Below are 19,984 nucleotides of genomic sequence, written 5' to 3'. Positions count from 1 at the left end.
TTTCCTACACTTTAATCAGAAAACTTCCAACCAGCTCGTCATAACAGTCCTCGCACAGATCAAACTGGTCTACCTGGTTGTCTTTTCTGGAATGATATCCCCAACGCTTCTCAACCTCCAGCACATCCTCCTGGGGAACCCCTCTTTGTACCAGAATCTCCTTACCGCATTTATTACAAATGATCTTCTCAACCTTCTCTGTTCTCTCTAACTCAGTTCTATACTGGCGCATACAATTCCTCCTGTCGGTATCTCCTGATCTGCGTGACAGCCCAAAAAAGACAAAACTCTACGCAAGATACTTCTTCTTTCTTGTTACGCCTACATTATATCCTCTATCCGCCCTGTAATCCAGTGGGAACTGCTGTCATACCTGCCATACATCTTCCATAAAACCAAAAATCTCACAGCAGTTTACTCATAAGAATTGCATCCTCACAGGGATTGGTATAGTAGCCCTTGCGGACTCCGTCTTCTGTAAATCCACTCTTTTTATAGAAGGAAATCGCCGCCTCATTGCTTGTTCTGACCTCAAGCATCAGCCGCCTAATCCCCTTTACCTCACAGATTTTCGACAGGCGTTCTAATAACCTGCCGGCCACCCCTTGACGACGGCAGGCAGAATCTATCGCAATCCTGGCAATCTCGCCTTCATCCAACACATAATACAGAATCACATATCCGGCAAGGAACTCCCCCTTCCATATGCCAAGGACGATTCCATTTTCCTGACACAATGTCTCCCGAATTCCATTTTCCGTCCATGCATCTGAAAATATATGTCTCTCCAATGCCGCCACATCTGCGATTTCATTTGCCCATCCAGATTGAACTTCACAAATTCTCCATTCTCCCTGCTGCTTCTGACATTGCTCAGTCTTCGGCATGTCACAGGGCCTCGATATCACGAATCAGCTCGTCCACCGCAGCCTCCTTTGTCGCCCAACTGGTACAGAACCGGACCGCGCTGTGGGAAGCATCCACCTCCTCCCAGAATGCGAAGGAATACTTCTCCTTTAACTTCTCCATATGGTCATTGGGCAGAATCGGGAATTGCTGGTTGGTATAAGAATCATATCTGAGCCTGTACCCCTTCTTCACAAATGCATCCTTAAGCCGCATAGCAAGAGCATCCGCCTGTTTTGCAATCTCAAAATACAGACCATCCGTAAAAAGGGTATCGAACTGGATGCCTAAAAGTCTCCCTTTTGCCAGCATACCGCCGTTCTGTTTGATAAAATACCTAAAATCCTTCCGAAGCAGCGGATTGGCAATCACCACCGCCTCCCCAAACAAAGCTCCCACCTTGGTGCCGCCAATATAGAACACATCTGTAAACTTAGCAATATCCTTAAGCGTCAGTGTGCCCGCCTCCGACATCAAGCCGTATCCCATCCTTGCGCCATCCAAAAACAAGGGCAGCGACAATTCCTGACATACCTCATGCAATGCCTGTAATTCTTCCTTACCGTAAAGAGTTCCATTCTCTGTCGGGTGAGAAATGTACACCATACCTGGCTGCACCATATGTTCATGGTCCTTATCATTCCAATGGGCCTCATAAGCCATGCGCACCTGAGACGCACGAATCTTGCCGTCCTCGCTGGGAAGGGCAAGCACCTTATGGCCAACCGCCTCCACCGCGCCCGTCTCGTGGACGTTAATATGTCCGGTAACTGCCGCCAGCACGCCCTGGTGAGGCCGAAGCGCCGCACTGATTACCGTGAAATTTGTCTGGGTTCCTCCCACAAGGAAGTGAACCTCAACATCTATACCGCCGCAAAGCTTACGAATCTTCTCCTTTGCAGAGGCGCAGAAGGCATCCTCTCCATATCCTGCCGTCTGCTCAAAATTCGTTTCCTCCATTCTCTTTAAAATCAGAGGGTGGGCGCCCTCCAGATAATCACATTCAAATCGTATCATTTCCTAATCTCTCCCTTCTCTCACGCTCTGCCTGGGAAACCCGAAGATAATCCGGCCCATGCTCTGCCGCCGTCTCCGTCCTTCCCTCCCTGTAATATCGAATCGCAAGGGCTCCCACTGACGCCGCCCTCTGCCTGTTCATATGTGCAGGTGCAAAGGAAATCTTATGTCCTGCCATAATCTGTTCTGTAAGCGCTTCGCCAAATACTGGAACACCGTCCCCTAAAAATATTGCCTCTCTGCCATAAGCACAGATCTTTTCTCCCAGTTCTTCGATACTGATTGCCATCTGGTTCTCTATCACTACAAGGTCATTTCCATCAAATTCATAAATCCCTGTATAGACCTGTCCCCTCCGTGCGTCCATTATTGGACATACAAGCTTATCCGAACCGCACAGATTATACGCAAGACCATGAAGGGTAGGCACATGAATCAGCGGCTTCTTAAGAGCAAGCCCCAGTCCCTTCGCCGTAGCCGAGCCGATTCGCAGACCCGTAAAGGAGCCTGGCCCTGCCGCAACCGCTATGGCATCTATGGTATCCAAATCTAATTCGATCATCTTCGCCACATCATCTAACATCGGAAGCAGTGTCTGGGAATGCGTCTTCTTATAATTCACCGTATACTCCGCGACCGTCACTTCTCCAACGGGTCCGTCCTCCACCACAGCCACGCTTGCCACAAGCCCTGAGCTGTCCATCGCTAATATTCGCATATGCTAATCCTCCGATAATCGAATCCCTTTTCAAGCTCCTTCTCAATCTTAATCTCCGTATAGTGAGCTGGAAGAATCTCCCGAATCAAATCCGCCCACTCAATCAGGCTTACACCCTGGCCGTAGATATAATCCTCATAACCAATCTCGTCCATTTCTTCTGCGTCGCCAATTCGATATACATCAAAATGATAAAAGGGCAGCCGCCCTTCCTCGTAAATCTGAACAATGGTAAACGTAGGGCTGCTGACAGGCTCACTAACCCCAAGCCCTAAAGCTAATCCCTTGGTAAACACCGTCTTTCCGACGCCCAAGTCGCCAATCAGCGTATACACCTGCCCAGCCCTGGACTCTTTTCCCATCTTCACACCCAGCTCATGGGTTTCTTGCTCTGAATTTGTTTCTATTATTATAGGAAATGTCTCTATCACATCATTCGCCTCTGTCTCCATAGAAAATATCCTCTCTCTGCTGATTCCCGCCCCGTCATTATAACACATCTTTTCTTCTTTCGCTACTCATGATATACTTATTTTGCAATCGTCAGATTGCCATAGTTACTGCTCACACCCATGGTGTTCACAGTAACGAATCCAGCCTATTTAAAGTTGCCTTACGGCAAGAGGCCGGATTCTGACCCCATTACTGTACTGGCCTGTAGCCGTGCAGCGTAGTGCACGGCTTGGGAGTGAACAGGAACTTGCCATATATCAATATACAGGAGGAGATTTACATGAGATTTACATTCTACCACAATAACATCAACGTACTGGACCTGGAAAAATCGGTCGAATTCTACCAAAAGGCTCTTGGACTTACAATCACCAAGGAGGTGGAAGCAGAAGATAACAGTTTTAAACTGGTATTCCTTGGGGATCAGACCACTCCCCACCTTCTTGAGCTTACCTGGCTGCGGGATATGGACCGTCCTTATAATCTGGGCGATAATGAATTCCATCTGGCAATGCGCGTAGACGACATGGATGCCGCCCTTGCGCTTCACAAAGAAATGGACTGCGTGTGCTTCGAGAATCCGGATATGGGTATTTATTTTATTAATGATCCGGATGGGTACTGGGTTGAAATCTGCCCTGAGGCATAAGTGTACGAAAACGCAAAGGGAGGATATTGATGGTGAGCAGAGTTGCCTTGGTAACAGGCGGAAGCAGAGGCATCGGGAAAGCCGTATGCGAAAAGTTAGAAGGGTTGGGGTATGTAGTAGTGGCGCCGACTCGACAGGAACTGGATTTATCATCTACCGTTTCTGTAGAAGCTTTTTTGGAATTACATAGGAATGATGTTTATGATGTCATAATAAATAATGCAGGGATTAATGATGTCCATGATATTGAAAAAGTAACAGATGATGAGATAGAACAAGCCATGCAAATTAATTTAGTATCACCCTTGAGAATTTTGCGTAAGTTCGTTCCGGCAATGAAGGAAAGGCGTTATGGACGAATTGTCAATATAAGCTCCATCTGGGGAATTGTGTCAAAGAGAGGGCGAGTAGTATACAGTATGACAAAACATGGTATTCATGGTATTACCAAAACGATGGCGGTGGAACTTGCAGAATATAATATCTTAGTAAATACAATCTGTCCTGGCTTTACACTTACAGAATTGACCTATAAGAACAATTCCAAAGAGCAGATTAAACAGATTGAAAGTGATATTCCTATTCAGCGTATGGCCCAGCCGTCTGAGATTGCGGATGCGATTGTTTTTTTTGCCGAGGACAAAAATACATATATAACCGGACAATTAATAGCTGTAGATGGAGGATTTACGTCAAAATGATGATTCATTCTAAATTAAAGGATTATGAAGTGGTTATTGAGGATAAACTGGAATTCCTGTCAGGCTTTGAGACAGAAAACGTGCAGTTTGTCATAGATAAAAATGTGTATTGCTTATATGAACAATATTTCAAAAATATTCCTGACGGAAGATTGATACTTCTTGAGGCAACGGAAGGAAATAAGGTCATTGAAACGGCTCTTGGTATTTGTGAAGATATGACAGAAATATCGGCAAAAAGAAATATTCACTTAATTTCTATTGGCGGCGGCATTGTTCAGGATATTACAGGATTTGTCGCAAATATATTATACCGCGGAATTAGATGGACGTTTATTCCGACTACGCTTTTAGCGGCATGTGATAGCTGTATTGGCGGAAAAACATCTTTAAATTATCACAAATTCAAAAATTTATTAGGAACTTTTTACCCTCCTGATAAAATTCATATTTGTACAAAATTTTTTAACACCCTAAGTGAGCGCGATTATAAAAGCGGACTAGGAGAAGTTGTGAAGTTTAACATTATGGCAGGAGCAGATGGTTTAGATAACATTGAAAAGGGCATTGAATCACTTTTAAGAAAGGAAGATACCGCGGTTCAGCATTTTGTCTGCTCTAGTCTTTCGTACAAAAAGACGTTTATAGAAATAGATGAGTTTGACAGAGGTGAACGGATTAAACTGAATTTTGCCCACACATTTGGACATGCCGTTGAAGTGGTCTCAAATTATGAAATCCCTCATGGAACTGCAGTAGCGATTGGAATGATTATGGCAGATCGCTTATCCGTAAAAAGAGGATTGTTAAATGAAGATGCTGTAAAGCGAAGTGAAGAAGTTCTAATGAAAATTATTGATATCGACAGCGAGCTGCTGAATGTGGATATTTCCGATATTATTAAGGCAATCAGAAAGGATAAAAAACAGACCAATGACGCGATGACGGCTGTATTAAGAACGGAATCTGATTTAGAAATTATTAAAGATATGACGGACGAGGAAGTTTCATATGCCGTCAGATATTTTAAAGAGTTATACAAAACAAAAAACAATATGTCATAGTGTAAAAGCTAAAAACACGGATAAAAACTAATAGGGAGTATAAAATAAAGTATGTAAGTTAGAAATACAACAAATCTAACTGCATACTTTATTATCCAAGGGCACGCCGCAATACGTGCCAATATTCAAAAATGTTTAATAAAGAAAGAGGTCAGCCATGAAATCAAACGCAGAACGGAAACGCATTGCAGATAAAATATTATACGATATGGGCTTATGGGAACGGCTGTCCAAAATTGGTGCCCCTCATATCATTGGCAGCTATAAGATGGACATGATGGCGTGGAATGATTTGGACATAGATATTGAGAACCAGGATATGTCTATCGAGAAGCTATACGAGCTGACTTACTATATCTTCCAAACCTTCCATCCTCTCTGGTACGAAGCAAAGGAGGAGATAAACGAGGACGGGAAAACTGTCTGGTTCCACGGATTCCATACCATAATTGATGAGGAAATATGGAATCTGGACCTCTGGTTCTTTGACCTAGAAACAATTAACAAGGCAGATGCATATTGCAAAAATATTATGAAAATGGTTAAGCAGACTCCCGAAATCCAGGAACATATTATAAGAATAAAACAAGAACTTCAAAAACGTGGGTTATATGGATTCGAGCAATATTCTAGTATGGATGTCTACCGCGCCGTATTAGAACAGGGAATTGCAGATACCGACGAATTACTCCGCCGATATATCAGAATGGAAAATAAATTATAAAATCAAGGAGATGTCAGCCAAGTGGGAAGCTTGGTAAATCCAGGGCATCAAGCATTTCTTGATGCCATAAATGAAGATATTTATATTGACAAATCATTACTGATTAGCTTTGTAAATCAAAGAATCGGTAAACGCCAAAAATATCTGTACACAAAAATATCTGTACATAAGCAGACCCCGACGGTTGCGAACAGTATCATCAAGACTTTACTGAAGTAAAAAGATGGTACGACGGATATCTCTTTTCCAAGCTGCACATATATAATCCCAAATTAACTACAATTTAAAAAGCAAAAAACATCAATGTATCATCGAAAAATAGACAAAAGACTAACCAAACGTGTAAAGACGGATACCAATTACTTCATTGATATCCGCCTTTACTCGAATCCTTCAATCATTCTCTTTACCTCTTTCTTCCTCGGCTTACAGCTTCTTGATATTTCTTCAATTCACTTTCCGATTATGGTATGTTGAATTCTGAAATAAGTTTAAGTTCTTGGTGGTCCGTACCTCCTTTTCATAAACTCTTTGATTCCTGATACTTAGCGCTTTCTTTCTCAAGAATCTCCTTCCAACACTTGTGTTGCTTCTGAAATAACATCCTATTACTTACAGCTCGCGTCTGTCTTGTAATTCGGCTCTGTTATTTGTTAAATATAAGATATCACACTTATTGTGGTTTGTCAATATGTTTTTTGTATTTTTATTTATTTTTTTACTTTTAATTATTTACTTATTTTTTTCATAAATATTATCAGAATATTCAGTTATTTTAAAACTATATCAAAAAACACTATATAATAAATACCGCCGCATTAAGACAATTTTACCATTATCCTAATACGGCAGCACCCTTATTTCTTTGGATGACTCTCTCTTTCTAACGTAAATCCTCGTCCGCGAACCTCATTAATCTGTGTAATCGTGATAAAAGCCTTTGGGTCAACCGACTGAACCGTCTGGTTAATGGAGTATAGCTTCCGGTTCGGTACGACACACAGCACGCCCTTCTGCTGTTTAGCCCCATACCCAGTCTCAATATGAACCATCGTAACCCCTGCGTCAATCTCTTTAAGCACCTTCTCCTTCACTTCCTCATACTTATCCGTTATGATAAATAACTGAATCTGTGACTGCCCCATCAGCACCACCCGATTCATCATCATGGTGGTCACTACCAACACCAGAATACCATATAGAATCTGCTCAGAAGTAGAGAAAAATACCTGGCACACCAACACAATGAAATCCACGATATACATGAACACCGCCACAGCTATATGAAACCACTTATGAAGCACCAGCGCAAGGATATCGGTTCCTCCCGTGGATGAGCCCACTCTCACCACCAGACCGATTCCCAGTCCCAGCAAAGCTCCCCCATACAAAGACGCAAGCATAATATTGTCCGTAAGCTTCGTAATTCCCGGAATCGTCTGCACGATTGACAGAAAAACCGGATATACAATCGTACTAATTAAAGTCGTCAATGCAAACTTTTTTCCTAATACAATGGTCCCCAATATAAAAAGCATAATATTGACTATAAAGATAATTACAGACAGATTCCCATTGACATAATGGTTAATCGTCAGAGCAACACCCGTCGCCCCGCCCATGATAATTCCGTGGGGCACGACAAATGCCGCCACTGCAACTGCCAGAATGATATTGCCCAGTAACACACATACCACAGTTTCCAGACTCTTTTTCCAACTTTGTTTCATATCCGTTCTTTACCCTCTCTTTGATTCCTTTCTACACTATATCTATGAAATTCCCTTCATGGTAAGCTGGATACGCTTCTTCTTCAAATCCACACTCAGCACCTTAACATCCACAATATCTCCGACGCTCACCACCTCTAATGGATGCTTGATAAACTTCTTGTCCGTAATCTCGGAGATATGCACCAATCCGTCCTGATGAACGCCAATATCCACAAAAACTCCAAAATCAATGACGTTCCTCACCGTGCCCTTAAGCAGCATCCCTTCGGTCAAGTCCTTCATTTCAAGAACATCCGTCCGTAAAATCGGCTTCGGCATCTCGTCGCGGGGGTCCCTGGCAGGCTTTTCCAGCTCTTTTACAATATCCCGCAGGGTAATCTCTCCAATTCCCAATTCTTCTGCCAGTCTCTTGTAATCCTTAATCGTCAGAGACAATCCCACAAGCTTGCCTCCGCTTACAGCCTCCACGGTGAAGCCCTGCCTGGTCAGAAGCTTCACGGCAGCATCATAAGTCTCCGGATGTACGCTGGTTCCATCCAGAGGGTTGTCTCCTCCCTGGATTCTCATGAATCCTGCACACTGTTCAAATGCCTTTGGTCCTAGCTTTGCAACCTTGAGAAGCTGCTTCCGATTGGCAAACTTCCCGTTTTCTTCCCTATATGCCACAATATTTTTTGCAATGGCGCCTGAGATACCAGAAATGTATGAAAGGAGTGGCGCAGAGGCGGTATTTAAATCTACTCCTACTCTGTTTACACAATCCTCAACAACGCCTGACAAAGCTTCGCTTAACTTCTTCTGGTTCATATCATGCTGATACTGTCCCACGCCTATGGATTTTGGGTCTATCTTCACCAACTCTGCCAAAGGATCCTGCAGCCGCCTTGCTATGGAGGCGGCGCTTCTCTGCCCTACGTCGAACTTTGGAAATTCCTCAGAGGCCAGCTTACTTGCAGAATATACGGAGGCCCCAGCCTCGTTGACGATTACATACTGTACCTTCTGAGGAATTTCCTTGAGCAGTTCTACAATAAACATCTCTGATTCGCGGGAGGCAGTACCATTTCCCACAGAAATCAGCGTAATATTATATTTCGCAATAATCTTTTTTAAAAGGTCCTTAGATGCTTTAATCTTCTGAGGCGTAGTCGGCGCCGTGGGATAGATAACTGTAGTTCCAATCACCTTGCCCGTAGGGTCTACAACCGCCAATTTACAACCGGTACGGAACGCAGGGTCCCACCCAAGAACAGTCTGTCCCACAATCGGCGGCTGCATCAAGAGCTGCTCAAGATTCTTCTTAAACACTTCAATCGCACCGTCCTCTGCCTTCTCCGTCAGATCGCTGCGAATTTCCCTCTCGATTGCGGGCGCAATCAACCGCTTATAGCTGTCCTCAACAACGGCTTTCAAGATAGGCGTGGTGTAAGGATTATCCCCATGGATGTTCTTTTTCTCCAGATAACGGATAATGTCCTCCTCTGGCGCCTCAATCTTGACGGATAAAAACTTCTCCTTCTCCCCTCGGTTCAACGCCAGAATCCGATGTCCTGCGAGACGGTTTACAGGTTCTTCAAAATCATAGTACATCTCGTACACGGACTCTGCCTTTTCATCCTTCGCTGCGGAAATGACCCGCCCTTTCTGGGTCGTAATCTTCCGAATCCAGATACGGTAGTCCGCCTCGTCGGAAATGCTCTCTGCAATGATATCTTTGGCGCCTGCAATGGCCTCCTCCACAGTATTGACATCCTTCTCAGGATCTATGTACTCCGCTGCAAGTTCTTCAACAGGCTGCTTCGTCTTCTGCAAAATAATGATTGCCGCCAGCGGCTCTAACCCCTTTTCCTTCGCTATGGTGGCCCTGGTTCTTCGCTTCGGGCGGTAAGGGCGGTATAAGTCCTCCACAACCACCAATGTCTCTGCCGCAAGAATCTGCTTCTTCAATTCCTCTGAAAGTTTTCCCTGCTCCTGTATACTGGATAATACCTGCTCCTTCTTTTCTTCCAGATTGCGAAGATAAGTCAGCCTTTCATGCAGTCTCCGAAGCTGCTCGTCATCCAGGGTTCCCGTTGCTTCTTTCCTGTATCTTGCAATAAACGGAATGGTGTTGCCTTCGTCAATCAGCTTGACCGCTGCATCCACCTGCCATTTCTTCACACCCAGTTCTTCCGTAATTTTCTGATTAATATCCATGCTCTATACCCTTTCTCACTATTCCTTTATCATCAACCGTAAGATGATAGTCTTTGCCCATTTCACAGGCCCCCTCACACTGTTTTTTATTATACCTAAAATCTGCTAAATCTGCAACGAAATACTTAATACAGAGTTCACTCTGTTTGAATTTCTTCCATAATACTTACCCTATAGAGTTCACTCTGTTTTCTTGAAAACCAGAATCCTCTATGCTATAATTGCACTTGAGAACTACACAGTTGCAGTTTCTATGCATAATACTTAAAAAGTAATATTTCCCAAGGAGTTTTATAAATGAATCAAGAGTCACAGGAACTATCCAAACAGCAGCTAAAATCACAGGAGACGAAAGCGAAAATCTTCCGCGCCGCAAAACATATTTTACAAAAAAAAGGCTACGAGCAGCTCTCTATTAAAAATATCTGCGAAGAAGCCGGCGTCTCAAACGGAAGTTTTTACCATCATTTTAAGACCAAGGATGACCTTCTTTCCTACTATATAGAAGAACAGCCGCGCATCAACCCCAATCTTCTGGACATGCCGGCAGATGCGGATGAGGCAAAACAGGCAATCATCTATGTTTACTTGAATTACGTACATTACTGCCAAAAATTAGGCGTAGAATTTATGGCGAATTATTATACGCCCAAGAATCAATCTCTAAATCCACTCATCTGGTCAGAGCGTCCCTATCCCATTGTCACTGTCTCAGATTATCTGCGAAAAGCCATTGACGCAGGGGTGGTATCCCCGTCGGTGGAGCTTAACGACATTGCCACAGATATCCGGATGATTGTCATTGGAAATGTTTTTGAATGGTGTTTAAAAGACGGCAAGACTGATTTTGAGGGAAATATGAAGCGTTCCCTCGAAATCTACTTAAACGGATTATTTTAGCAACGCTTTCACCGCATTTTTTGCTAAAATAAAAATCCTTCGAGCAAGCGGACTCAAAGGATTTTTTAGAAGGGAATATGGTAGTGAAACCATTTACAATAATATCTTGTAAGTGTATTATAACGCTGCCTTTCCAATAAATCCAATCATTATTTATAATATAACTTTTCAATTTATAGGTAATATCTATAAGGAGGTCTTTATGCAGACATTTACCGACGAAATCCGGCTAGACAGCGACACAAATACTGCTGGCTGTCCTGATGAATACACCTTCATCGTCAACCCCAACTCCCGCTCTGGTCTGGGATATCGGATCTGGAATCAGGTAGAGCCCATCTTAAAGGTGCGGGCAATTAAATATAGCGTACACTTTACCAAATATCGCCAGCATGCCGCTAAGCTTGTTCAAGAGCTGACCTCCGATGGTAAATACCACACGCTCGTCGCATTAGGCGGAGACGGAACGATTAATGAAGTAGTGGACGGTATTCGATTTCTGTCCAAAGTCACGCTCGGATATATTCCCACTGGTTCGAGCAATGATTTTGCACGCAGCCTCCATCTTCCCACCGAGCCCCTCCAAGGACTTGACAACATCCTTTCTCCAACCCGCTATCTGCCTGTCAATATTGGAATTCTTACATACAACGGTAAAAAACGGCGTTTTGCCGTGAGCTCAGGAATGGGGTTTGACGCGGGTATCTGCCACGAAGCCATGGTTTCACCCGTGAAGGCGCTATTGAACAGGCTGCACCTTGGGAAATTAACCTACGTAGGAATTGCGCTGCGTCAAATTCTTACTCTGACTCCCCAATGCATTACCCTAACATTGGACGATTCCCGAAAAATCAACTTTAAGAGAGCGTATTTTGCCACGGCCATGAACCTTAAGTTCGAGGGCGGCGGCTTCAAATTCTGTCCCAACGCTAACTGCCAGGACGGGCTTTTGGACGTCATCGTAATCTCCGGCTTATCCAAGCTAAAGATTCTTGCCCTCCTTCCAACTGCGTATAAGGGATGGCATACACGCTTTAGCGGAGTATATATCTATACCTGCAAAAAAATGGAGATTACAAGCAGCATTTCTCTCCCTCTCCATACAGACGGGGAGCCCGTCCTTAAACAGACTAGGGCTTCCATGTCGCTGGAGCCAGAAAAGCTGCGGATTATTGCCGCTCCATAATATATAATTTTAAATTTATCGAGGTCTTTGATATGTTTTTAGCAATTTTATTAACAGCTCTCATTATATTATATTTATTTGCAATATCCCCCCGCTTCACACGCCAAAGGGATATGCGCTGCTATCGGCACACCATGTTTGCCCATCGGGGCTATCACTGTATGGAAAAAGGAATTCCAGAAAACTCCATGGCAGCTTTCCGTGCCGCCTTAAACAAAGGCTATGGGATCGAGATTGACCTTCACTTAACCAGAGACGGACAGCTTGTAGTCTTCCATGACGACACACTGGAGAGAATCTGCGGCCGTCCGGATATCATCGAAAATATGACATACGAAGAATTAAAGGACTGCCGCCTCTGCGGTACTGCTGAGACGATTCCTGCTTTTGATGAGGTTCTGTCTCTTGTAGAAGGACGTGTTCCACTCCTGATTGAGCTTAAGATTCCGGATTCGTCCGTACATATCTGCCGTGAAACTCTTAGGCAGCTTAAGCATTACCAAGGCCCCTGCCTGATACAGTCCTTCAACACCATGGGTATCCGGTGGTTTAGGCTTAATGCGCCCCACATTCTGCGCGGGCAGCTTTCCTCTAATCTGACCCGCGACCCATTAAAGGAGGCATGGCTTTTTCGCTTCATGGTAAAACATTTATTGTCAAATTTTTTAGGAAGGCCTGATTTTATCTCTTATAACCTGAACGATCTTCCCATTGTCAATGTCTGGATACTCAAACATATATTTCATGTGCCTGTCGCTGTATGGACACTAAACACTCCGGACATGCTAAAAAAAGGCTCCCAGTATTTTGATATGCAGATTTTTGAAAAAAGGCATGAAAATTATTAACAAACCGTGAACTTTATTGTTGATTCTTTTCTTTCATGTTATAATTTAGTCTGAACCATGAATACATTGTAGGGACCGCCTACATTTTCAAAATAAGCGGGATAATAGGCTTATAAAGGGGTATGAATTATGAACGCTATTCAACAGACGAAGAACTTTATCAAGAAATATCGGCATGCATGGGTACTGCTCTACGGGTTAATCTACATGCCATGGTTCGTTTATCTGGAGAGAAGGACAGACGTTCATTATTTCGTGATTCACTCGCCCCTCGACGACTATATTCCTTTTGTTGAATATTTTATCGTTCCCTATCTGTTATGGTTCGGGTTTGTGGCTGTGGCAGCCGGATATTTTTTCTTTACGGATAAGAAGGGGTTCTATCGCCTCTGTGCTTTCCTGATTACAGGGATGACGTTTTTCCTGCTTTTATGCACCGTTTTCCCTAATGGTCTGAACCTGCGTCCCATAACTTTTGCACGAGATAATATTTTCGTGGATTTGGTAAAATACATCTATGCAACGGACACACCGACAAATGTGCTGCCAAGTATCCATGTATTTAATTCCATCGGCGTCTGCATTGCCATCTGGCGCAGCGAGGCGTTAAAACGGCGCCGAATGATACAGTGGAGCGCCTATGTGCTGGCTGTGCTGATTATTCTGTCTACCGTATTTTTAAAACAGCATTCGGTAACAGATGTGATTGCGGCATTTGCGCTGGCATGTGTGATTTATCCCTTTGTGTATGCTGCGCAGGAAAAGAAGGCGACAAAATTATCCCATCAGCCAATTTAAAATTTATTTTTATAGATATACTTTTTTAAGAGGAGGATACAGATTATGTATGCAGAATTTAGTGAAAACCTGGTAACTGGCAACGAGATGATTGATTCCCACCACAAGGAGTTGATTGACCGCATCAACAAATTATTGGACAGTTGTGACCAGAGCAACGAGAAGACCGCAGCGATTAAGATGATGGATTATCTTGCGGATTACACAGACTTCCATTTCTCAGCAGAGGAAAAACTTCAGCAGGAGATTGCCTATCCAGGGTATGAACAGCACAAGGCACAGCATGAGACCTTCAAGAACACCATCAAGGACCTTGAGGAGATGCTTGTGGAAGAAGAAGGCCCCTCCAATGCATTTGTAGAAAAAGTACATGAGAACGTAATCAAGTGGTTCTATACACATATCGAGGGCTTTGACAGGTCTGTGGCAGAATATAAATTTATGAAGGATAATAACGAAAGATTATGATTACAAAAGAATTTCATAAGTTAAAGAGAAGCTTATACAGCGATTTACTGGAAGACGGGTCCGTAGGATTCGTCTTTTCTGGCAGAGAAAGGGAGGATCGGGGTGATTTGATGCACCGCTTTACCCCCAATGCTAATTTTTATTACCTTACCGGCTTCACGCAGCCAAAGGCAGTTCTGATGGTTACAAAAACAGCGGGAAAGGTACGGGAGGAATTATTTATCGACCATCCTGACGAAAAGGCAAAACGATGGCTCGGACTTTTCTACACCAAAGAAAGCGTTCAGGAGGATACTGGTATCGAGAACGTGGAATATCTGGAAAAGTTTGAGGAAGCCCTTCCGTTTCTCAGACATCCGGACCGTGTGCGGCACGTTTATATTGACCTTGAAAACTGGGAGGGAACCTTCTCTATGAATGAAGCCCAGAGATTTGCCGCCCGCGTCCTTAAATATAATCCGACGCTTCAGATGCACAATTCCTTTCACCATCTGGCTTTGATGCGGCAAGTGAAGTCTGCCGAGGAGATTGCCCTGCACAGAAAGGCTTGTGACATTACCACAAAAGGAGTTGAGAATATTCTTGCTCATCTCCATCCAGATATGTACGAGTATGAGATTGAGGCATATTTTGACTACACCCTTCGATCTATGAATGCACGTCACGCATTTCCTACGATCGCCGCATCTGGAATCAATGCCTGCTGTATGCATTATGAAGATAATAACCAGAAGCTTCAGGATGGGGATATGATTCTTTTCGACTTAGGCGCCGAATGGGGATATTATGCCTCTGACGTCAGCAGGACATTTCCGGTGAACGGAAGATTTACCCAACAGCAAAAAGAGCTCTATAATGTGGTGCTGAAAGGGCTTGACGCAGCCATTGCCGCCTCAAAACCAGGTCAGCCTAAGGAAGAACTTCAGGAATTGAGCAAATCAGTGATGGCTGATGAGCTAATTCGTCTCGGTTATATGAAGAAGCCTGATGAGATTTCCAAGTATTATTTCCACGGCTCCGGCCACTATATCGGGCTTTATGCTCATGATGTGGGGGAAAATGATGTTCCTTTAGAGGAAAATATGATGTTTACCCTTGAGCCCGGACTGTATTTTGATGACTTGAAGCTTGGAATTCGTATTGAGGATACGCTTCTTGTGACAAGGGACGGTTGCGAGGTGCTGTCAGGAGGAATTCCGAAGACGGTGGAGGAGATTGAAGAATTTATGGCACGCCATAACCTTAGATAGTCGTAAGTCAAATAAAAATTTAAAATACAAGATATGGCATCACACAAACCAGTTTGTGCCATATCTTGTATTTTTTTGACACCATATTCCTAACTCAAACTACCTCTGCCCGTATTTATTCATAAAGAAATCATGAAAGAATTTTATATCCTCCTGGGATATCTCCACCCCGCCGCCAATACTCTGGCAATTAATATAAACCATGGCGGTTTTCTCTAATACCTGAGAGCCTGTATATGCTTCTGCAAGGGTTCTTCCTACCGTAATCGCCCCATGATTGGCAATCAGTGCGCCGGCTCTTTCCTTCAGAGCCTTTACCACCTCGTCGGCCATTTCCTTCGTCCCTGGCATCGTATAGGCTGCAAGCCTCACCTCGCCTCCGAGAATCTGAACCTGGTCGTCGCAGATTGGCGGAATAGTCTTTCTTGCCGCCGCAACCGTAAGGGCATAGGTGGAATGGGTATGCATAATTCCATTGACCTCTGGTCTGTCCTTGTAGATTGCGGAATGGACAATCGCCTCTATGGATGGTTTTAAATTTCCCTCATACTCTAAGGTATTCAGATCTACTACAACCATATCCTCTGGACACAGGCTGTCATAATTCATGCCTGACGGCGTAATTACCATATAATCCTCGTCAATCCTTGCGGAAATATTTCCCCATGTCCCCGCCACAAGACCGCTGTGGTACATAGACTGCGCTGTACTGCACACATCAATCTGCATCAATTTTGCCTTTTCTCTGTTCATTTCATCTTCCTCCTGCCTTTTGCTCTATTGTTGACGGATTACCTGACACTACCTTCGTACCCGTTGTGTCCCTTATCTATATTGATATAATAAGTGCTCTCCGTTTAAGAAACGGCGCACGTCTGCAACAATCTGCTTTGTATGATTGACTAACACATCATCCGTTGCACCGGCAATGTGGGGCGTAATCACCACATTATCCAGCTCTGCCACATATGGATGGTTGCTTGCCAACGGCTCGCTGGCATATACGTCAAACGCCGCGCCGGCAATCCGTTTCTCTCTCAAAGCGTCAATCAACGCTTCTTCATCCAGTATTGCCCCTCTGGACGCATTAATGAAATATGCGGTTTTCTTCATATATGATATCATTTCACGGCTGATACAGCCTTTTGTCTCATCAGTAACCTTCATATGGCATGTCACAAAATCCGACTCCTGCATCAATTGTTTGAGATTCAACGCCTTCCTTACCCCAAACTCCTCTACGTCTACTTCTCCTACGAAGGGATCGTAGATTAAGAGCTCCATACCGATGGCCCTTGCAATCTTGCCTACTCTGCGTCCGATACTGCCGTATCCTACGATTCCAAGGGTTTTACCATGTAATTGTGTTCCTTTAAACACCATATACGGAGAATCCATATTCATATCCCAGATCATATCCACCTTAAGCCCGTCTTTTGTCTCCTTCCTGGCATCAGGATTACCAGTAAACCGCCCCTCCTTCAATGCACAATGAGCCATGGGTATCCGTCTGGCGATAGACAGCATCAGGCCAATGGTCATCTCTGCCGTAGAATCTGAATTTCTGCCTGGCGTATAGAGCACCGGTATTCCCCTCTCCTTGGCCGCCTCCATATCTACATTCACAGGCGTTGCCCTTGTACATGCAATCAGCTTGAGCTTTGGCGCGCTCTCGATGACTTTTCTCGTAATATCGTCATAGCTGGTTATGATCATGTCGGCATCCTTCGTCTTTTCAACCAGTTCTTCTTCCGTCATCTTAGGAAGCCCCAACGCCCAGCCGTCTTTGATTACCTCCCCCATCTCATACAACGGTTTTAATTGTTCTTCATCATATTCTGCCGTAAAAAATATCTTCATGAAATTTCTTCCTCCTTGCTTAACGCTTTAATCTTTTTATTCATCTGATGCCTGTAATCCCAAATCTCCTGGTTATGTATCCGCACCTTACGGTAAAGCTCATAGAGCAGATCATACTTCTTTGTGTTCACCGGATTCGGCTCATAGATATGCCGGAAGGTACAGGCTCTCTCTACCGCTTCTTCATAATTCCGATATAATCCCTGACTCACTCCCACCATCAGAGCCACGCCTTTCGCACCAAGCTCTTTTCCTGATGGAATCATAACCTTCATGCCCAGCACGTCAGCGATCATCTGCGCCCACACCGGACTCTTAGCGCCGCCTCCTGCAAGAAAAATAGTGGCATTCTTATCCACATTCTGCAGACAGTCGCGAATGGACATACTAATTCCTTCATACCCCGCGCGGATTAACATTTCCCGCGTCGTCACCTGACTGATGCCAAAAAAACTTGCGCGGGCATAAGGATGATAGAACGGCGCCCGCTCGCCTGCCACACTGATATACGGATGATAGACCACCCCTCCGCAGCCCACAGGCGCGTCGGCAACCATTTTATCTATCTCATTAAAATCCTTTGTTTTTGCTATATTTTCCAGTATCCAGTCAATGTTGGGTGTCCCGTTTAAGGTTGGCTGCAATTCCACATACAACTCCCCCAGCGGATGCTTCTCATACCTGGAATTCTCTGCCCCAAAATCGCAGTCCTCCTTCTTGAGCACAATCTCATTGGCACAGGTAGTTCCAAGAATCACGCACACATCCTTCTCATGAATCGCCCCCAAGCCTACCGCTGTTGCCGATGTGTCAAGAGCGCCTGCAATCACCGGAAGCCCTCTCTTAAGCCCCGCCTCATCTGCAAAAGAATCAAGAATTGTTCCCACTACCTCGTCAGAACGGACCGGCTCTGGAAGGTAGCTGCGGTATTCCTCAATATCCAGAGCCTTCATAAGCTCTAGTGCAATCTCCCCGCTGTGCACATCAATCAGCGAAGTAAGGCTGTCCGTGATCTCTGTTTTTATCTCACCTGTAATCTTATAGCGTATCCAGTCTTTACAGAATATCATTTTATCTGCGCGGTCCAGGGCTTCCTTCCGATTCTCCTTCATCCACTTAAGCAGCATCATCTGGTTACCCAAAAGAGGGGGCGTTCCGGTGGTCCTGTGGTATAGCCTCCCAATCTTTGGATACTCCTTTGTAATCTCCCCCACCTCGTTTACCGCCCTGCCGTCGCACCACAGGATCGCATTTTGTACCGGCTTCCCTTCCCCATCAACCAGCCAGCAGCCTTCTCCCTGTCCGGTCACGCCAATTCCAATGATACTGTCTTTGACCTCCGGCCTTGAGGCTGCCACATGCTTTACACATGCTTTGACATTCTCCCAGATGACAGTCATATCCTGCTCAGCCTGATTTCCCGTCGCATTGATCGTCTCGCTCTCTTTACTTGCCACACAGATCTCCTGTCCGAACTCGTCGAATAATACCGCCTTCACATTCGATGTTCCAACATCTATCCCAAGCATATATTTCATTCCAGCTTTACCTCCCCCATATCATCCATCACAAGACGAGCCGACGTCTCGTCAATGATTAAAGTATCAATACACCCTGAGCGAAGTACGGCCTGAATCGCTTCCACCTTTTCCTCACCTGTCGCGATAAGCACCACATTCTTAATATTCTTCAGGCAATCCATATCTGCATTCAACAGACGGCCTGTCAGCGGGCAGTTGTCATAGGTTCCATCCTTCCTGACGGGATTCATCGCAATATCTCCCACAAACCCCTGCTCCCTTAATATCTGTACATCCTTTTTTGTGATATGACCTCTGGTACACATGGTAGAGTGCTCCGTCAGCTCACCGACTCCCAGGACAGCAATATCACAGCTTTTCATTAATTCATAGGAAGCCTTGATACTCCTCTCCTGAAGCAGCCACTCCTTCGTCTCCTCATGCTCTACAACGACTGGGGCATAGAGCATATAACTGGGACAATCCAGTTTATTCGCAAACCCTCTGGCAATCTCATCTGACTTTTCCACCAACTGTTCAATATTCTGGGCGCCCATCAACTGCACAACCCGACATGAGCTGCGTCGCTTATAGGACATCTGCTTCGTCACCTCTGCCAGTGTTCTCCCCCATGAAACACCGATAATATCTCCCTGCTGGATAGTCTCATCCAGATATTGGGCCGCCACATTCGCCAATTTATAGATTGCCGTATCCTTTTCCCCATAGTCCGTCGCCACGATGGCTTCTCTAAGCCCGAACTGCTCCTCAAGCTGACTCTCAAGCTCTACATTATCCCTCTCGTACCCATGTATATTCACGGTGACAATTCCCAAATCTGGCAGGGAGTTGACAATTTGATTCACCTTCTGCCGTGTGAAGGATAATCTCTTTGCAATTTCATCCTGAGTCATTCCTAGCGTATGATACCAGTAGGCAATCTTTACGTTTAAATTCCGCCTCATTTTACCTCCAAAAAACGCCAAAAACACG

Annotated in this window: 22 protein-coding genes; 11 read left to right on the top strand and 11 right to left on the bottom strand. The window is 44.5% G+C overall.

Annotation, left to right across the window (positions count from 1 at the left end; genetic code table 11):
- Nucleotides 1-4 precede the first annotated feature (4 nt).
- The 5 genes from GN277_RS05490 to tsaE form a co-directional block, all read right to left on the bottom strand.
- A complete protein-coding gene (locus tag GN277_RS05490; protein WP_159750186.1) occupies nucleotides 5-232 on the bottom strand; it encodes a hypothetical protein in 228 nt (75 codons plus the stop codon).
- A 172-nt stretch (nucleotides 233-404) separates the two neighbouring features.
- Nucleotides 405-887, bottom strand: coding sequence for a ribosomal protein S18-alanine N-acetyltransferase (gene rimI / locus GN277_RS05485; protein ID WP_159750185.1), 483 nt, complete (start codon nucleotides 885-887; stop codon nucleotides 405-407).
- Nucleotide 888: 1 nt separating this feature from the next.
- Nucleotides 889-1,923 (bottom strand): threonine aldolase family protein, encoded by a 1,035-nt coding sequence (locus tag GN277_RS05480; protein ID WP_159750184.1) that lies wholly within the window; start codon nucleotides 1,921-1,923, stop codon nucleotides 889-891.
- Nucleotides 1,910-2,641 carry a tRNA (adenosine(37)-N6)-threonylcarbamoyltransferase complex dimerization subunit type 1 TsaB gene (tsaB, locus tag GN277_RS05475; protein ID WP_159750183.1) on the bottom strand — a complete coding sequence of 244 codons (732 nt, stop codon included), beginning with the start codon at nucleotides 2,639-2,641 and terminating at the stop codon, nucleotides 1,910-1,912. Before tsaB ends, GN277_RS05480 begins: the two co-directional genes overlap by 14 nt.
- Complete coding sequence (tsaE, locus tag GN277_RS05470) at nucleotides 2,629-3,054, bottom strand: tRNA (adenosine(37)-N6)-threonylcarbamoyltransferase complex ATPase subunit type 1 TsaE (RefSeq protein WP_159756417.1); 426 nt, start codon at nucleotides 3,052-3,054, stop codon at nucleotides 2,629-2,631. The genes tsaB and tsaE overlap by 13 nt, the downstream gene beginning before the upstream one ends.
- 320 nt (nucleotides 3,055-3,374) lie before the next feature.
- Between tsaE and GN277_RS05465 the strand changes: the two genes are divergently transcribed.
- The 5 genes from GN277_RS05465 (at nucleotide 3,375) to GN277_RS05445 (ending at nucleotide 6,451) form a co-directional block, all read left to right on the top strand.
- On the top strand, nucleotides 3,375-3,743 hold the full coding sequence (locus tag GN277_RS05465) for a VOC family protein (RefSeq protein WP_159750182.1): 369 nt from the start codon (nucleotides 3,375-3,377) through the stop codon (nucleotides 3,741-3,743).
- A gap of 29 nt (nucleotides 3,744-3,772) precedes the next feature.
- Entirely contained in the window at nucleotides 3,773-4,444 is a 672-nt protein-coding gene (locus tag GN277_RS05460; RefSeq protein ID WP_159750181.1) for an SDR family NAD(P)-dependent oxidoreductase, read from the top strand.
- Entirely contained in the window at nucleotides 4,441-5,508 is a 1,068-nt protein-coding gene (locus tag GN277_RS05455) for an AroB-related putative sugar phosphate phospholyase (cyclizing) (RefSeq protein ID WP_159750180.1), read from the top strand. The genes GN277_RS05460 and GN277_RS05455 overlap by 4 nt, the downstream gene beginning before the upstream one ends.
- Before the next feature lie 157 nt (nucleotides 5,509-5,665).
- A complete protein-coding gene (locus GN277_RS05450; protein WP_159750179.1) occupies nucleotides 5,666-6,232 on the top strand; it encodes a hypothetical protein in 567 nt (188 codons plus the stop codon).
- A gap of 21 nt (nucleotides 6,233-6,253) precedes the next feature.
- Nucleotides 6,254-6,451, top strand: a complete 198-nt coding sequence (locus GN277_RS05445) for a hypothetical protein (RefSeq protein WP_159750178.1) — start codon at nucleotides 6,254-6,256, stop codon at nucleotides 6,449-6,451.
- Between the two features lie 638 nt (nucleotides 6,452-7,089).
- On the opposite strand, the gene GN277_RS05440 is transcribed toward GN277_RS05445, so the two are convergent.
- Both GN277_RS05440 and GN277_RS05435 read right to left on the bottom strand, forming a co-directional pair.
- Nucleotides 7,090-7,962 carry a YitT family protein gene (locus GN277_RS05440; RefSeq protein WP_159750177.1) on the bottom strand — a complete coding sequence of 291 codons (873 nt, stop codon included), beginning with the start codon at nucleotides 7,960-7,962 and terminating at the stop codon, nucleotides 7,090-7,092.
- Between the two features lie 42 nt (nucleotides 7,963-8,004).
- Nucleotides 8,005-10,161 (bottom strand): Tex family protein, encoded by a 2,157-nt coding sequence (locus tag GN277_RS05435; protein WP_159750176.1) that lies wholly within the window; start codon nucleotides 10,159-10,161, stop codon nucleotides 8,005-8,007.
- A 297-nt stretch (nucleotides 10,162-10,458) separates the two neighbouring features.
- On the opposite strand from GN277_RS05435, the gene GN277_RS05430 reads away from it, so the two are divergent.
- The 6 genes from GN277_RS05430 (at nucleotide 10,459) to GN277_RS05405 (ending at nucleotide 15,611) form a co-directional block, all read left to right on the top strand.
- Nucleotides 10,459-11,061, top strand: a complete 603-nt coding sequence (locus GN277_RS05430; RefSeq protein ID WP_159750175.1) for a TetR/AcrR family transcriptional regulator — start codon at nucleotides 10,459-10,461, stop codon at nucleotides 11,059-11,061.
- Nucleotides 11,062-11,263: 202 nt separating this feature from the next.
- The gene (locus tag GN277_RS05425) at nucleotides 11,264-12,247 is read left to right on the top strand and encodes a diacylglycerol/lipid kinase family protein (protein WP_159750174.1); all 984 of its coding nucleotides are present in this window, start codon (nucleotides 11,264-11,266) and stop codon (nucleotides 12,245-12,247) included.
- A gap of 113 nt (nucleotides 12,248-12,360) precedes the next feature.
- Nucleotides 12,361-13,095 (top strand): glycerophosphodiester phosphodiesterase, encoded by a 735-nt coding sequence (locus GN277_RS05420; protein WP_322101248.1) that lies wholly within the window; start codon nucleotides 12,361-12,363, stop codon nucleotides 13,093-13,095.
- Nucleotides 13,096-13,224: 129 nt separating this feature from the next.
- Nucleotides 13,225-13,893 (top strand): phosphatase PAP2 family protein, encoded by a 669-nt coding sequence (locus GN277_RS05415; RefSeq protein ID WP_159750172.1) that lies wholly within the window; start codon nucleotides 13,225-13,227, stop codon nucleotides 13,891-13,893.
- A gap of 45 nt (nucleotides 13,894-13,938) precedes the next feature.
- Nucleotides 13,939-14,361, top strand: a complete 423-nt coding sequence (locus GN277_RS05410; protein ID WP_159750171.1) for a bacteriohemerythrin — start codon at nucleotides 13,939-13,941, stop codon at nucleotides 14,359-14,361.
- Complete coding sequence (locus GN277_RS05405; protein ID WP_159750170.1) at nucleotides 14,358-15,611, top strand: aminopeptidase P family protein; 1,254 nt, start codon at nucleotides 14,358-14,360, stop codon at nucleotides 15,609-15,611. The genes GN277_RS05410 and GN277_RS05405 overlap by 4 nt, the downstream gene beginning before the upstream one ends.
- Before the next feature lie 99 nt (nucleotides 15,612-15,710).
- Here GN277_RS05405 and GN277_RS05400 read toward each other — a convergent pair whose 3' ends face one another.
- From GN277_RS05400 to GN277_RS05385, 4 genes are all read right to left on the bottom strand, one after another.
- On the bottom strand, nucleotides 15,711-16,364 hold the full coding sequence (locus tag GN277_RS05400; protein WP_159750169.1) for a class II aldolase/adducin family protein: 654 nt from the start codon (nucleotides 16,362-16,364) through the stop codon (nucleotides 15,711-15,713).
- Between the two features lie 72 nt (nucleotides 16,365-16,436).
- Nucleotides 16,437-17,471: a 2-hydroxyacid dehydrogenase gene (locus GN277_RS05395; RefSeq protein WP_159750168.1), complete on the bottom strand. Its 1,035-nt coding sequence runs from the start codon at nucleotides 17,469-17,471 to the stop codon at nucleotides 16,437-16,439.
- Nucleotides 17,468-19,009, bottom strand: coding sequence for an FGGY-family carbohydrate kinase (locus GN277_RS05390; RefSeq protein WP_159750167.1), 1,542 nt, complete (start codon nucleotides 19,007-19,009; stop codon nucleotides 17,468-17,470). Before GN277_RS05390 ends, GN277_RS05395 begins: the two co-directional genes overlap by 4 nt.
- Nucleotides 19,006-19,956, bottom strand: coding sequence for a sugar-binding transcriptional regulator (locus GN277_RS05385; RefSeq protein WP_159750166.1), 951 nt, complete (start codon nucleotides 19,954-19,956; stop codon nucleotides 19,006-19,008). Before GN277_RS05385 ends, GN277_RS05390 begins: the two co-directional genes overlap by 4 nt.
- Nucleotides 19,957-19,984 lie beyond the last annotated feature (28 nt).

This window comes from Sporofaciens musculi (assembly GCF_009830285.1).
GTDB classification, from domain to species: Bacteria; Bacillota; Clostridia; order Lachnospirales; family Lachnospiraceae; genus Sporofaciens; species Sporofaciens musculi.
The sequence above is the reverse complement of the archived record's forward strand: the minus strand, read 5'-3'. Positions and strand labels throughout refer to the sequence as shown.

Bases quoted from the DNA above. Each gene is read 5' to 3' on its own strand.
- GN277_RS05415 (WP_159750172.1), top strand. From the start codon at position 13,225: ATGAACGCTATTCAACAGACGAAGAACTTTATCAAGAAATATCGGCAT.
- GN277_RS05450 (WP_159750179.1), top strand. From the start codon at position 5,666: ATGAAATCAAACGCAGAACGGAAACGCATTGCAGATAAAATATTATAC.
- GN277_RS05395 (WP_159750168.1), bottom strand. From the start codon at position 17,471: ATGAAGATATTTTTTACGGCAGAATATGATGAAGAACAATTAAAACCG.
- GN277_RS05425 (WP_159750174.1), top strand. From the start codon at position 11,264: ATGCAGACATTTACCGACGAAATCCGGCTAGACAGCGACACAAATACT.
- GN277_RS05435 (WP_159750176.1), bottom strand. From the start codon at position 10,161: ATGGATATTAATCAGAAAATTACGGAAGAACTGGGTGTGAAGAAATGG.
- GN277_RS05490 (WP_159750186.1), bottom strand. From the start codon at position 232: ATGCGCCAGTATAGAACTGAGTTAGAGAGAACAGAGAAGGTTGAGAAG.
- tsaB (WP_159750183.1), bottom strand. From the start codon at position 2,641: ATGCGAATATTAGCGATGGACAGCTCAGGGCTTGTGGCAAGCGTGGCT.
- GN277_RS05440 (WP_159750177.1), bottom strand. From the start codon at position 7,962: ATGAAACAAAGTTGGAAAAAGAGTCTGGAAACTGTGGTATGTGTGTTA.
- GN277_RS05390 (WP_159750167.1), bottom strand. From the start codon at position 19,009: ATGAAATATATGCTTGGGATAGATGTTGGAACATCGAATGTGAAGGCG.
- GN277_RS05405 (WP_159750170.1), top strand. From the start codon at position 14,358: ATGATTACAAAAGAATTTCATAAGTTAAAGAGAAGCTTATACAGCGAT.
- GN277_RS05420 (WP_322101248.1), top strand. From the start codon at position 12,361: ATGCGCTGCTATCGGCACACCATGTTTGCCCATCGGGGCTATCACTGT.
- GN277_RS05455 (WP_159750180.1), top strand. From the start codon at position 4,441: ATGATGATTCATTCTAAATTAAAGGATTATGAAGTGGTTATTGAGGAT.
- GN277_RS05465 (WP_159750182.1), top strand. From the start codon at position 3,375: ATGAGATTTACATTCTACCACAATAACATCAACGTACTGGACCTGGAA.
- GN277_RS05430 (WP_159750175.1), top strand. From the start codon at position 10,459: ATGAATCAAGAGTCACAGGAACTATCCAAACAGCAGCTAAAATCACAG.
- GN277_RS05400 (WP_159750169.1), bottom strand. From the start codon at position 16,364: ATGAACAGAGAAAAGGCAAAATTGATGCAGATTGATGTGTGCAGTACA.
- GN277_RS05385 (WP_159750166.1), bottom strand. From the start codon at position 19,956: ATGAGGCGGAATTTAAACGTAAAGATTGCCTACTGGTATCATACGCTA.
- GN277_RS05460 (WP_159750181.1), top strand. From the start codon at position 3,773: ATGGTGAGCAGAGTTGCCTTGGTAACAGGCGGAAGCAGAGGCATCGGG.
- GN277_RS05480 (WP_159750184.1), bottom strand. From the start codon at position 1,923: ATGATACGATTTGAATGTGATTATCTGGAGGGCGCCCACCCTCTGATT.
- GN277_RS05410 (WP_159750171.1), top strand. From the start codon at position 13,939: ATGTATGCAGAATTTAGTGAAAACCTGGTAACTGGCAACGAGATGATT.
- rimI (WP_159750185.1), bottom strand. From the start codon at position 887: ATGCCGAAGACTGAGCAATGTCAGAAGCAGCAGGGAGAATGGAGAATT.